At 65.5% G+C, this 12,407-nt stretch carries 11 protein-coding genes; 4 read left to right on the forward strand and 7 right to left on the reverse strand.

Going from position 1 to position 12,407, the window contains the following annotated elements:
* Nucleotides 1-16: 16 nt before the first annotated feature.
* Together MTX19_RS01360 and MTX19_RS01365 are read right to left on the reverse strand one after the other, a co-directional pair.
* Nucleotides 17-1,768 (reverse strand): heparinase II/III family protein, encoded by a 1,752-nt coding sequence (locus MTX19_RS01360; protein ID WP_280982127.1) that lies wholly within the window; start codon nt 1,766-1,768, stop codon nt 17-19.
* Between the two features lie 118 nt (nt 1,769-1,886).
* Nucleotides 1,887-3,233, reverse strand: coding sequence for an RsmB/NOP family class I SAM-dependent RNA methyltransferase (locus tag MTX19_RS01365; protein WP_280985800.1), 1,347 nt, complete (start codon nt 3,231-3,233; stop codon nt 1,887-1,889).
* A gap of 177 nt (nt 3,234-3,410) precedes the next feature.
* Here MTX19_RS01365 and MTX19_RS01370 point away from each other — a divergent pair, with 177 nt between their 5' ends.
* Entirely contained in the window at nt 3,411-3,632 is a 222-nt protein-coding gene (locus tag MTX19_RS01370) for a DUF1674 domain-containing protein (RefSeq protein WP_280978331.1), read from the forward strand.
* Between the two features lie 155 nt (nt 3,633-3,787).
* On the forward strand, nt 3,788-4,273 hold the full coding sequence (locus MTX19_RS01375) for a thermonuclease family protein (RefSeq protein WP_348638262.1): 486 nt from the start codon (nt 3,788-3,790) through the stop codon (nt 4,271-4,273).
* A gap of 120 nt (nt 4,274-4,393) precedes the next feature.
* Here the strand turns inward: MTX19_RS01375 and MTX19_RS01380 are convergent, their stop codons facing one another.
* Both MTX19_RS01380 and acs read right to left on the reverse strand, forming a co-directional pair.
* Nucleotides 4,394-4,909 (reverse strand): L,D-transpeptidase, encoded by a 516-nt coding sequence (locus MTX19_RS01380; RefSeq protein ID WP_280982129.1) that lies wholly within the window; start codon nt 4,907-4,909, stop codon nt 4,394-4,396.
* 331 nt (nt 4,910-5,240) lie between these two features.
* Nucleotides 5,241-7,193 carry an acetate--CoA ligase gene (gene acs, locus MTX19_RS01385; protein ID WP_280982130.1) on the reverse strand — a complete coding sequence of 651 codons (1,953 nt, stop codon included), beginning with the start codon at nt 7,191-7,193 and terminating at the stop codon, nt 5,241-5,243.
* A gap of 204 nt (nt 7,194-7,397) precedes the next feature.
* Between acs and MTX19_RS01390 the strand changes: the two genes are divergently transcribed.
* Nucleotides 7,398-7,910, forward strand: a complete 513-nt coding sequence (locus tag MTX19_RS01390; RefSeq protein WP_280982131.1) for a DUF2059 domain-containing protein — start codon at nt 7,398-7,400, stop codon at nt 7,908-7,910.
* 280 nt (nt 7,911-8,190) lie between these two features.
* A complete protein-coding gene (locus MTX19_RS01395; protein WP_280982132.1) occupies nt 8,191-9,381 on the forward strand; it encodes a DNA topoisomerase IB in 1,191 nt (396 codons plus the stop codon).
* Between the two features lie 95 nt (nt 9,382-9,476).
* On the opposite strand, the gene MTX19_RS01400 is transcribed toward MTX19_RS01395, so the two are convergent.
* The 3 genes from MTX19_RS01400 to tsaD all read right to left on the reverse strand — a co-directional run bounded on the left by MTX19_RS01400 (nt 9,477) and on the right by tsaD (nt 12,245).
* A complete protein-coding gene (locus MTX19_RS01400) occupies nt 9,477-9,890 on the reverse strand; it encodes an EVE domain-containing protein (protein ID WP_280982133.1) in 414 nt (137 codons plus the stop codon).
* 114 nt (nt 9,891-10,004) lie between these two features.
* Nucleotides 10,005-10,985, reverse strand: a complete 981-nt coding sequence (locus MTX19_RS01405; RefSeq protein WP_280982135.1) for an NAD(P)H-dependent glycerol-3-phosphate dehydrogenase — start codon at nt 10,983-10,985, stop codon at nt 10,005-10,007.
* Nucleotides 10,986-11,171: 186 nt separating this feature from the next.
* Complete coding sequence (gene tsaD, locus MTX19_RS01410) at nt 11,172-12,245, reverse strand: tRNA (adenosine(37)-N6)-threonylcarbamoyltransferase complex transferase subunit TsaD (RefSeq protein ID WP_280982136.1); 1,074 nt, start codon at nt 12,243-12,245, stop codon at nt 11,172-11,174.
* Nucleotides 12,246-12,407 lie beyond the last annotated feature (162 nt).

Raw genomic sequence — 12,407 nt, forward strand, 5'->3', positions numbered from 1 at the left:
CGGTTTCGTCACAAATTTACAACGGCAGTTCCGGCTCGCGGCGGGCATTGCGCCGGGCGTTGGTGGCCGAGGCAGAGGCCGAGGAGCGCACGAAGCTCCAGCGGACCGTGGAGGCCTGCCGGGCGTCCTGCCGGATCACGATCTGGGAGGTGCGGCGCGGGCCGTCATTGCCGGCCAGGAAGACGCTGTCCTCGAGATCGACCTTGTCGTCGTAGGCCTCGAAGGTCCAGACGTCGCGGTTGGGCAGCACCAGCATGACGCCGCGTGCGTCCGACAGGCGGCTGGCCTTCACCGATGGATGCAGGTGGAAGCGCAGCGCAAAGTCAGCCTCGGCGCCCTTGATGCGGCCGCCCTGCGCCGGCGCCACCGAATCCTCGCCCTCAAGGCGCGTGCCGTCGTGCGCCAATATCAGCACGCGGCGATGGATCACGCCAAAGCGGGAGAGATAACCGTCATGCGAGGTGGTCAGCATGTCGCCTTCGGTGACGGTCTCGCGGTAGTTCTCGACATGGCTGGGGCCGCTGGTGATCGGCGCGCCGCGCAGCAAGCGCTTCATCGCCGACAGCTCGACGAATTGGCACGACGAGGCCTCGTGATAGGTCAGCGTCGAATGCGCCGCGGTGGAGCGCGCGAACGGCCGCCAATTCTCGCGCCCGGTGGACGGCATCCCGCAATTGACGACGATGCGGCTCGGACCGGACGAGAGCTCGAACGACAGGCAGCCGGCATGTGCGTCCTGGCTGACGCTGGGCGGCGGTGGCAGGCCGGTGTCGACGATCACGGTCGCCGTGCCGGCGTCGATCCGTTGGAAGCCGGAATGCGGCATGCTCGACATCGGCACGCCACGCGTGTCGTCATAGGCGAGCAGTGTCGCCACGAGATCGGATGGCGCGGTGCTCATGCCGTTGAACAGCGCGAAGCTGCCGTCGCCGTGCCGGAAGAAGCGCAGCATCGGCATCATGCGGTCGATGGCATTGAGTAGCGCCGGCGGCGGCGCGATGTTCCGCGCGGCAAACGTCTGCCGCAGCGGCAGCAGATCGCTGAGCAATTCGACCAGCGCGCCGGGATTGCGCGAGATATGGCCGCCATCGGGCAGGATCTGGCGCTGCAACTCCTCCGACAGCTTGCGTGAGGTCGCCTTGATGTTGCGCGCCTGGTTGGCGAGGCAGAGCGAGGCGTAGCACAGCGCGATCAGCGCCTGCAGCCGCGGAACGCCGTCATTGTCGAGCGCGGAGTAGCGCAAATAGCGGATCTCGCGCGCCAGCCCGCGCAGATATTTGCGGTAAAACTTGCTGTCGCTGTCGCCGAGCACCAGCGGTGCCTGCGACAACAGCGAGATCACGCGGCGGGCGCGCACATCGGCGCGGCTCTCCAGCGGCCGCTTGCGCGCCTGGTTGGAGATCCAGTGGTCGACCAGCGAGCGGGCGTTGGCGCGGGTCAGCGCGGTGTCGGCGGCGCGCAGATGGCGCAGCCAGCCGAAGCCGAGCAGGGCGGCTTCCCAATCTTCCGACGGCGGCTCGAGGTCGAAGATCGAGCGTCCATGGCAGGTGACGATCTTGCCGGCGAAGACGAATCGGCCGGCATAGATTTCCGCTGCGCGGGTGGCGTCCGCCGTGCGGAGGTCGTGCGGCGCGATGATCAGTCGGTCGGTGCGGCCGGGCCACAGCCGCGACAGCGCGACGGTTCCACCGCTGGCGCGTGCGACCATGCTGCGGGCGAAGCGGCCAGCAATCAGCGTCGAGATGCGTCTGCTTTGAGCGACCGACACGCTTAACCTTGTGGGGAGGGGATCTTCAACGAATCCTTTATTAATCCGGAAACGCGCTCAAGACACCCTCTTGAAACCGCGCGAATCAGTCGGAGCCTAGAAGACACAAGTTTAGAAATCAGGATTTAACCAGCCTTGCCGCGTAAAATCCATCCAGCCCGCCCAGCCGTGGGTCGGCATGAGGCAAATGGCAGGGCAGGGTGCGCAAATCCCCGTCGGCGGTGATGATTTCGTCGAGGTCCGCGACCTCGCCCTTCTCGACCGGCGCACGCCGCAAGCCTGATTCGCCGGCCAGCAGCGCGGCAATCGCCTGTTCGCCCTCCTCGGGCTCCAGCGAGCAGGTGCAGTAGACCAGCGTACCGCCCGGCTTCAGCAGTCCGACCGCCTTTTGCAGCAATCGCTTCTGCAGCCCGGACAGCGCGGCGATGTCGGCCTCCTGCCGCAGCCAGGCGACGTCGGGGTGGCGGCGAATCGTGCCGGTCGAGGTGCAGGGCGCATCGACCAGAATGCCGTCGAAGCTTTCGGCCTGCGCCGGCCATTCGACCGTGTCGCTCACGACGTTCTCCGCCTGCAGCGAGAGGCGTGTGAGGTTGTCGCGCAGCCGCGCCATCCGCGCCGGCGACCGGTCCACTGCGGTGACGCGCGCGCCGGCAAAGGCGAGCTGCGCGGTCTTGCCGCCGGGCGCGGCGCAGAGGTCGGCGATCGCCTTGTCCTTAACGTCGCCGAACAGCCGCGCCGGCAGCGCGGCCGCGGCGTCCTGCACCCACCACTGGCCTTCCGCGAAACCCGGCAGCATCGTCACGGAACCCTGCAGCAGCGTGCGTACGGTTCCCGTCGGCAGTGTCTCGCCGTGCAGGCGGCTTGCCCATTGCGGCGCATCCGACTTCACCGTGAGATCGAGCGACGGCTCGTGGCCGAGCGCGAGCGCCATGTCGCGCGCGGTCGATTCGCCATAATGCGCGATCCAGCGCGTCAGCATCCATTGCGGCAGATCGAGCGTCTGCATCTTGATCTCGTCGATCAGGCCCTGGCCCTCGCGCGCGCAACGGCGCAGCACGGCGTTGACGAGCCCGGCATATTTTGCGGCGCGCCGGTCCGACTGCACCAGCCGCACCGAGAGATCGACCGCTGCGTGATCGGGTACATCCATCCAGAGGATCTGCGCGGCGCCGATCAGGAGCGCGCTTTGCGCGCGCGGCGCATCGGTCGGGATGCCGCGGTCGAGCAGGCGCGACAGCAGATGGCCGAGCGTGCCAAGACGGCGCAGGATGGTCGACACCAGGCGCCGCATCAGCGCGCGGTCGCGATCGGCGAGCGATTTCAGGCCCGGATGCGCGCCGGCGCCGTCGAGCTGGTCGTCGAGCGTGCGATGCTTGTGCAGCACGCCGTCGAGAATGTCGGCCGCGATTCGTCGTGCCGCGAGACCGGGTACTTCGGAAGGAACTGCAAATCTTGAAGGAGGCATGAAGCGGAGATATCTCGGAAGGTGCTGAGTTACATTCGGCTCATGCCTATGAACTGGAAAAACACCTCTGGCACGCGAATATGCCAAATGTAAGAATCGCTCCGAGATATCTTGTGATGGTGATGCCGCCGCTGCGGCGACATCAAAATGCGTGACGCGCAGCCGGAAGGTTTTGCCATGTCTGATAAATCTTCAGCGTCGCTGGATCCAACGCCGCGCAAGCCGCTGACGCCGGCCGCGCAACGCGCCCTCGCCGAGGCCGAAGCACGGCGCAGGTCGGCCGAGGAGGCTGCCGCGCAAAATGCGGCCGCACGGCCGAAGGAGGTTCAGGGCCCGAAGGGCCCTGAACCGACTCGTTATGGCGACTGGGAAACCAAAGGCATCGCCTCGGACTTCTGAGATCCTTGCCGGACAACCCGACTCAGGCCTAGTCAGGGAATATGTCCCCATACGAGAGAATAAATGCTCATCGTGCGCCGGGACGCCCACCCTTCGGCCGATCGCGCTGGGGCCGGCGCTTCTCGGCGGCGCTGCCATGGGTCTTCGTTCTCGGCATGGCCGCCGGCACCATGTTGCCGATCCGGCGATGGGTGCATGTGCCGCTGCCGCATTGGTCCGACAGCCGCTCCCGAGATACCGATGCGATCTGGACGCGTGCCGGCGCACCGGACGCCCGGCACCCCGCCGACGTCATCAGGACGATCGATGGCGACACCTTCGCGGCGCGGGTGCATGTCTGGCCGGGTCTCGACCTGACCACGCACGTCCGTCTGCGCGGCATCGATGCGCCGGAGCTGAAGGCGTCCTGTCTGCAGGAGCTGCGTATGGCCGAGGCGGCGACTTCAGCGCTGCGTGATCTGCTCAGCCAGGGCGATGTCGTGATCTACAATGTCGGTCCCGACAAATATCAGGGCCGGGTCGTCGCCGACGTCGCGACCAGGAAAACCGAGAACGTTTCGGCGGCGCTGCTCGCAGGCGGTTACGCGCGCGCCTATAATGGCGGGCATCGCAGCGGCTGGTGCGCCAACGCCACGCGTTGAAGCGCGAGACGGTCTTTCCGGAAAACCGCGGCGCCTCTTTGGGCCGATCATGTCCCGATGCCGCAATAAACAAAAGCCGCGCGGATGCGCGGCTTTTGTTTCGCCAGGCTCCAATCGATGTCAGCGGGTGACGACGACGGTCGTGCCGACCGAGACGCGCTGATAGAGGTCGGTGATGTCGGAGTTGAGCATGCGGATGCAGCCGTAGGACACGAAGCCGCCGACCGAGCCCGGCACATTGGTGCCGTGGATCGCGTATTCGCCGCCGGCGAGCGTCATCGCCGCAACGCCCATCGGATTGCGCGGCGAGCCGCCGGGGATCACGTCCGGGATGCTCGGCTTGTCGTGCTTCACATCCGCGGGCGGCGACCAGGCCGGGTTGCGATATTTGCCGTCGATCCGGGTGGTGCCCGCCCACTGCTTGCCGGCCTTGCCGACGCCGACCGGGTAACGCATGGCGTGACTGGAATCGAGAATGAGGTAGAGCCGCCGTTCGTTCGTCTTCACCACGATGGTGCCCGGCGAATAATTCTCGGCGTGAATGCCGACCATCTCCGGCCGCGCTTCGGCCGCCGTCGACATCAAAACGCCCGCCCCGATGGTGGCGGCCAACGCCACCGCAATCCTCAACGACATCACTTTCTCCACTGCCCAACAGCTCCTCGCGGAGCCTCAAAAAACAAGGAGCAGAGCCCAAGAGCCGGGCCTGCCGGTCTCGTACGCAATGTTAACCGCGTGGCTTAACCGGATGGTTGCCACGCCAGTCGCGAGACACGTCCTGATAGCGGGAAGAAAGGAAATGTTCGGATTAAAGTAAATGACCCGGAAACAACACTTCGCCGCAAATCCGCCGCAGGGGCGCCTTGCCTCTGACAATTACGTGAAAGGCAGACCTAGTCAAATAAAAGGGCCGCGGCGATCATCGCGGCGACCCAGCACTTCTGTCTCGCGTCTTCCCGGCGTCGACCTATGCCGACGCGCCCTTCTTGTTCTGGCGGTTCTTGACGAGATCGTCGACCACGGCCGGATCGGCCAGTGTCGAGGTATCGCCGAGGCTGGACGGCTCGTCCTCCGCGATCTTGCGCAGGATGCGGCGCATGATCTTGCCCGAGCGCGTCTTCGGCAGTCCGGGTGCGAACTGGATCAGGTCGGGGGAGGCGATCGGGCCGATGTCCCTGCGGACCCAGGCAACCAGCTCCTTACGCAGCGCCTCGGTCGGCTCGGTGCCCTTCATCAAGGTGACGTAGGCGTAGATGCCCTGGCCCTTGATGTCATGGGGATAGCCGACGACCGCAGCCTCGGACACGGCCTCATGCGCGACCAGCGAGCTTTCGACCTCAGCAGTGCCCATGCGGTGGCCGGAGACGTTGATGACGTCGTCGACGCGGCCGGTGATCCAGTAGTAGCCGTCGGCATCGCGGCGGCAGCCGTCGCCGGTGAAGTACTTGCCCTTGTAGGTCGAGAAGTAGGTCTGCTCGAAGCGGGCGTGATCGCCATAGACCGTGCGCATCATCCCCGGCCAGGACCGGATCAGGCAGAGGTTGCCCGACGTCTCGCCCTCCAGCGTCTTGCCGTCGGCATCGACGATCTCCGGCACCACGCCGAAGAACGGCCGCGTCGCCGATCCCGGCTTCAATTTGGTCGCGCCCGGCAGCGGCGTGATCAGGATACCGCCGGTCTCGGTCTGCCACCAGGTGTCGACGATCGGGCAACGGTCGCCGCCGACCACGCGGTAATACCATTCCCAGGCTTCCGGATTGATCGGCTCGCCGACGGTGCCGAGCAGGCGCAGCGAGGCGCGCGAGGTCTTCTTCACCGGTTCGTCGCCGCCCTGCATCAAGGCGCGGATCGCGGTCGGCGCGGTGTAGAAGATGTTGACCTTGTGCTTGTCGACGACGTTCCAGAAGCGGGAGTTGTCGGGGTAGTTCGGCACGCCCTCGAACATCAGCGTGGTCGCGCCGTTGGCGAGCGGCCCGTAGAGAATGTAGCTGTGGCCGGTGACCCAGCCGACGTCGGCGGTGCACCAGTAGATGTCGCCGTCGTGATAGTCGAACACATATTGATGCGTCATCGACGCGAACACGAGATAGCCGGCCGACGTGTGCAGCACGCCCTTCGGCGTTCCGGTCGAGCCCGAGGTGTAGAGGATGAACAGCGGGTCCTCCGCATTCATCGGCTCGCACGGGCATTCCGAGGTGACCATCTTGGCGGCGTCGTGGTACCAGAGGTCGCGCGAGGGATTCATGTCGACCCCGCCGCCGGTGCGCTTCACCACCACGACCCAGTCGACGCCTCCGGTCTTGGCGATCGCCGCATCGACATTGGCCTTCAGCGGCACCTTCCTGCCGCCGCGAAGGCCTTCATCGGCCGTGATGACCACCTTCGAATCGCAGTCCTTGATGCGCTGGGCGAGGCTGTCGGGCGAGAAGCCGCCGAACACCACCGAATGGATCGCGCCGATCCGCGCGCAGGCCAGCATCGCGTAGGCCGCTTCCGGAATCATCGGCAGGTAGATCGTGACACGGTCGCCCTTCTTGACGTTCCGCGTGCGCAGGATGTTGGCCATCTTGCAGACTTCGTCGTGAAGCTGGCGATAGGTGATGTGCTTCGACTCCGAGGGATCGTCGCCCTCCCAGATGATCGCGGTCTGGTCGCCACGCTTCTCCAGATGACGGTCGATGCAGTTCCAGGCGACGTTCAGCTCGCCGTCCTCGAACCATTTGATCGAGATGTTGCCGGGCGCAAAGGAGACGTTCTCGACCTTGGTGAACGGCTTGATCCAGTCGACCCGCTTGCCGTGCTCGGCCCAGAAGCCGTTGGGGTCCGATACCGACCGCGCATACATCTCGCGATATTTGGCATCATCGATATAAGCGCGCTTGGCCCAGTCAGCCGGCACGTCATAAATCTTCTCGGACATCATTTCCTCCACTCATTGCCGATCGCAAACGACGCGGTGGCAAGCCGTCTTGATCATTGCCGTAATAATTATGCGTGGCCGCGTTCTGGCCGGGCAAGGAAAAAGGACTGTCACCTTTGTCGCGCAGTAGCCGTCAGGCGCGTCCCCGACGGCTTTTGCATGTGCTAAGACGGCTTTACCGTAATCCATCGACGAGAGAAACCTATGCTCCATCGCGTAGCCCGGGTCACTGGTCTCTTGGTCGTAGTGATGTCGCTGGCCGCACCGCTTGCACGCGCCCAAACGGCAGCGCCGGCGCCCTCACCGGAGGCGCTCGCCGTCGCAAGGGAATTGGTGACAACGATCCACATGATGGATCAGTTCAAGGCGCTGATGCCGGCCATCATGAAGAGCATGAAGCCCGCGATCGTCCAGGGCCGCAGCGACGTCGACCATGACTACGACACCCTGACGCCGATGTTGCTCGCCGGCTTCCAGGCGCGGTTCAACGAACTGTCGGAAGCCGTCGCCATCATCTACGCCAGCAACTTCACGCCGGACGAGCTGCGAGGCCTGATCACCTTCTACAAAACCCCGGTGGGCCAGAAATTCCTGCAGAAGTCGCCTATCGTGACGCAGCAATCGCTGCTGGCCGGCCAGAAGTTCGGCCAGTCCGTGGCTGCGGAGATGCGGCAACGGATCATCGAGGAACTGCGCAAGAAGGGGCATGACCTCTGACCCGATTTCCGGGTCGGTCGCCGGCTCGAAATCGTCCTGCCGCGCCGCCGTGGTGCGTGGCTCAGGCTGTCAATTTCGCGTGCTGCGGCAGGCTGACATCAACGTTATCGGGCGAATGGCACCTATGAAAGGTAATTAGGAACCGTTTTGGGTGATTCGCGACTCGCAATATGGGCCGGGACCGCCTAAATGGCGTCCCCGGGGCCGGTGGCCCAACCGGAACGAAGCCAGAAGAAACGGCATTGCCGGGAGAACAGGAAGAACGAGGCGTCTTGAGCAGATGATGGATCAGCAGAACAGTGCGGCTGTGCGGCCCGTTTCCGCCGATCCTGCTGTCACCTTGGCCAAGGCGCTGGGCCAGTGGCCACCCAAACCGCAAGCAAAGTTGTCGCTGCGGGCAAAGCTGCAGTCGCCGAAGATCAAGTTCGACGCGCCCGCCGCCATCAAGACCACAGTAGAAGAGCTCGCGCGCGACCTCGGCTTAAGGCTTGGCGACCAGAACGAGTTGACCATCCGCCGCATCAAGCGCGGAAACGGCTATTCATTCATTCGTGCCAACGGCACCCGGATCCGCGACGCCCGCACCATCCGGCGACTGCACGCAATGGCGGTGCCGCCGGCCTATCGCCACGTACGCTATTCCAGCGATCCGAGCTCGCATCTGCAGGCGGTCGGCCGCGATGCCGCCGGCCGGCTGCAATACCGCTACCACGCCGACTGGGAAAAGGTCCGCGAGCAGCGCAAGGCGCATCGCCTGGCCAAGCTGGTCGCGGCGCTGCCCAAGATCCGGCGCAAGGTCTCGGCGTTCCTGTCCGGCGACGAGCCGACGCGCGAATTCGCGCTGTCGGCGGTGATTGAGCTGATCGCGCGCACCGCGATCCGGCCCGGCAACGAATCCTATGCCCGCCTCAACGGCACCCGCGGCGCCACCACCCTGCTGAAGTCCAATGTCACGTTGGAGGACGATTCCCTGGTGCTCACCTTCAAGGCCAAGGGCGGCAAGGCCGTGCGCAAGGAATGCGATGCGGCCAAGCTCGTGCGCGCGGTCGGCATTTTGCGCACCGTGCCGGGCAAGCGCATGTTCCAGTACTACGACCGGTCGGGCGTCGTGCGCGCGGCATCGACCACGGCGGTGAACGCGTTCCTGCGCGAGATCGCCGGCATCAAGATCTCGCTGAAGGATTTCCGCACGTTGATGGCGTCCGCGGTCGTCGTGGAATCGCTGTCGCGGATCACGCCGGCCACCAGCCAGCGCGGCCGCAAGCGCCAGGTGCTGGAAGCGATCCGCGCCGCGGCCGATCAGCTCTCCAACACGCCGGCGATCTGCCGCAGGAGCTACGTCCACGACACCATCGTCACCGCCTTCGAGGATGGCATCCTCGAGCGCTTCGCCGCGACGATGAAAGGCTACCGCACCCAGTCCAAGCGCGAGCAATTGCTGGCGCAGGTCGTCATGGCGGCGGGGGCATAACAACGTCTCATCATGCGCGGGCTTGACCCGCGCATCCATCAAGAAAGAGTCGTTGAACGATGGATCGCCGGGTCAAGCCCGGCGATGACGACAGCCTAAAGCCCGCCCATCTTGCAGACGTGCTTCCATTCCTCTGTCGTCACCGGCTGCACCGAGAGCCGCGAATATTTCACCAGCGCCATGTCGGCGAGCGTCTTGTCGGCCTTGATCGCGGCCATCGTCACCGGCGTCTTCAACGGCTTGTCGGCCTTGATGTCGACGCAGACAAACTTGCCGGTCTTGTCGGTCGGGTCGGGATAGGCCTCCTTGATAACCTCGGCGATGCCGACGATCTCCTTGCCCTCGTTGGAATGATAGAAGAACGCCTTGTCGCCCTTCTTCATGTTCACGAGGTTCTGCCGCGCCGTGAAGTTGCGCACGCCGGTCCAGGCCTCGCCCTTCGCGCCCTTGGCGACCTGCTGGTCCCACGACCAGACCGAAGGTTCGGATTTCACCAGCCAGTAATTCATGTCGCCACAACCTCTTAGTCATGGCCGGACTTGCTCCGGCCATCCACGTCTTCCTTCCGTGCCATTATTCAAGACGTGGATGCCCGCGACAAGCGCGGGCATCCAGAATGGCGATTATTCCTCCGCCTTGAACGGCCGCGTCAGCAGGCCCTCAATTGCCGCATCGATCGTCAGCCTGTTGCCGAGGATCGCCGCGACGGCTTTTGACACCGGCATATCGACGTTTTGCGAAGCGGCGAGTTCGATCAGCACCGGCGCGGTGAACGCGCCTTCGGCGAGCTTGCCCACCGGCGCGGCTTCGCCACGGCCGAGCGCGCGGCCAAGCGCGAAATTGCGCGATTGCGCGGTTGAGCAACTCAGGAGCAGGTCGCCCAATCCCGACAGGCCGGCGAGAGTTTCGGCGCGCGCGCCGCAGGCGCGGCCGAGGCGAGCGAGCTCGCTGAAACCGCGTGTGGTCAGCGCGGCGAGCGCGGAGGCGCCGAGGTCACGGCCGACCACGATGCCGGCCGCGATCGCCAGCACGTTCTTCGCCGCGCCGCCGATCTCGACGCCGCGCACGTCGGTCGTGTGGTAGGGCCGGAATGTCGCCGAGCCGAGCGCCTGCACCAGGTGCCGCGCCAGCGCCTCGTCCCTTGCAGCCAATGTCACCGCGGTCGGCAGTCCGCGCGCGACGTCGTCGGCAAAGCTCGGTCCCGACAGGATGGCGGGTATAGCCTGAGGCGCGGCTTCCGCGACCACTTCGGTCATGAACTTGTGGGTGCCGTGCTCGATGCCCTTGGCGCAGGCGATCACCGGCGTGCCCGGCTCCAAATGTGGCGCAAGATGACTGACGGCCGCGCGCAGATGCTGGGCCGGAGTCACGGCCAGGATGATGTCGGCGCGCGCGGCGGCCGCGATATCGGATGTCACGGCGACGGCTGGATCGAGCCGGACGCCGGCCAGCCGTGGATTGACCCGCGTCGCCTCAATCTGCGCCGCATGCTCGCTATTGCGTGCATAGAGCGTGACGGAGCGTCCCGCGCGCGCCGCGACACCGGCCAGTGCGGTGCCCCAGGCACCGGCTCCGATCACGCTGACTGAACTATGCCCTGGCATTGGAACCCGAGCTCAGCTGCGCTCCCTCGCCCCGCTCTTGCGGGGAGAGGGTCGGGGTGAGGGACTGCATCCGCAGATACCGGGCTGTCGAAACTCCCTCTCACCCGGATTGCTGTGCAATCCGACCTCTCCCCGCAAGCGGGGCGACGTAAGAAGGAATCTGCGGTGCACGCGGTCGGGCATCGTTCAATATCCGGCGCGGCTATTGGCGTAGCCGGCTGGCGCCTTGGCGTTGGCGTCGAGCAGCCAGCGTGCGCGGGGCGGCGCCTCCATCGTGTCGGTCAGTCCGATCGCCATCCGCTCGGCGCCGGTCCAGGCGATCATCGCGCCGTTGTCGGTGCAGAGCGCCGGCGGCGGAATGATCAATGTGGTCTGCGCGCGTGCCGCGACATCCTGCAATGCGTCGCGGATGGCGTGATTGGCGGCGACGCCGCCGGCCGCGACCAGCGCCCGCGGCGTGCCGAATTGCTCCTGAAAAAGCTTCAGGCCGACGCTCAGCCGGTCAGCGGTCGATTCCAGCACCGCGGCCTGGAAGCTCGCGCAGAGATCGCTGATGTCCTCCGGTTCCAACGGCGTCAGCCGGCTGGCCTCGTTGCGGACCGCCGTCTTCAACCCTGACAGCGAGAAGTTCGCATCCGGCCGTCCGAGCATCGGGCGCGGGAAGGCGAAGCGCTTCGGATCGCCGCCTTCGGCCGCGCGCTCGACCTGCGGCCCGCCGGGATAAGGCAGCGACAGCATTTTTGCGACTTTGTCGAAAGCCTCGCCCATCGCGTCGTCGACCGTGGTGCCAAGACGCACATATTCGCCGACGCCGACCACGGCGACGATCTGGGTGTGTCCGCCCGAGGCCAGGAACAGGCAATAGGGAAACGCCAGCGCGCAGGTGAGCCGCGGCGTCAGCGCATGCGCCTCGAGATGGTTCACCGCGATCAGCGGGGTGTCGTGCACCATCGCGATCGCCTTCGCGGTGGTCAGGCCGACGATCACGCCGCCGATCAGGCCGGGCCCGGCCGCGGCCGCGACCGCCGACAATTGCGGGTAGCCGACGCCGGCCTGCTTCATCGCGCTCGCGACGATGCCGTCGAGCAGGTCGACATGGGCGCGCGCGGCGATCTCCGGAACCACGCCGCCGAAACGGGCGTGCTCCTCGGTCTGCGAGCGCACGACGTTGGAAAGGATCCGCCCCGAACCGTCGCCCTGGCGCTCGACCACGGCGGCTGCGGTTTCATCGCAGGTGGTCTCGATCCCCAACACCAGCATCGGTCGTTCGTTACTCAATTGCGGCCCTTGTGCTACGAGCATGATCCGGAAAGCCGGAACCGGTCTCCCGATCCAATCCTGCTCAATTGCAAAGAAATGTCCCTTTCGGGGTAGCATTGCGAGGTCTTGAAGTGCAATCGGTAGCGAATCTCCATTTCGCGC

Source organism: Bradyrhizobium sp. ISRA464 (assembly GCF_029910095.1).
In the GTDB taxonomy this organism is placed as follows: Bacteria; Pseudomonadota; Alphaproteobacteria; order Rhizobiales; family Xanthobacteraceae; genus Bradyrhizobium.

What these genes read in the sequence shown, in the direction of transcription:
- MTX19_RS01380 (WP_280982129.1), bottom strand. Translation starts at nt 4,909, where the DNA reads ATGTCGTTGAGGATTGCGGTGGCGTTGGCCGCCACCATCGGGGCGGGC.
- acs (WP_280982130.1), bottom strand. Translation starts at nt 7,193, where the DNA reads ATGTCCGAGAAGATTTATGACGTGCCGGCTGACTGGGCCAAGCGCGCT.
- MTX19_RS01375 (WP_348638262.1), top strand. Translation starts at nt 3,788, where the DNA reads ATGGCCGCCGGCACCATGTTGCCGATCCGGCGATGGGTGCATGTGCCG.
- MTX19_RS01395 (WP_280982132.1), top strand. Translation starts at nt 8,191, where the DNA reads ATGATGGATCAGCAGAACAGTGCGGCTGTGCGGCCCGTTTCCGCCGAT.
- MTX19_RS01365 (WP_280985800.1), bottom strand. Translation starts at nt 3,233, where the DNA reads ATGCCTCCTTCAAGATTTGCAGTTCCTTCCGAAGTACCCGGTCTCGCG.
- MTX19_RS01405 (WP_280982135.1), bottom strand. Translation starts at nt 10,985, where the DNA reads ATGCCAGGGCATAGTTCAGTCAGCGTGATCGGAGCCGGTGCCTGGGGC.
- tsaD (WP_280982136.1), bottom strand. Translation starts at nt 12,245, where the DNA reads ATGCTGGTGTTGGGGATCGAGACCACCTGCGATGAAACCGCAGCCGCC.
- MTX19_RS01400 (WP_280982133.1), bottom strand. Translation starts at nt 9,890, where the DNA reads ATGAATTACTGGCTGGTGAAATCCGAACCTTCGGTCTGGTCGTGGGAC.
- MTX19_RS01390 (WP_280982131.1), top strand. Translation starts at nt 7,398, where the DNA reads ATGCTCCATCGCGTAGCCCGGGTCACTGGTCTCTTGGTCGTAGTGATG.
- MTX19_RS01370 (WP_280978331.1), top strand. Translation starts at nt 3,411, where the DNA reads ATGTCTGATAAATCTTCAGCGTCGCTGGATCCAACGCCGCGCAAGCCG.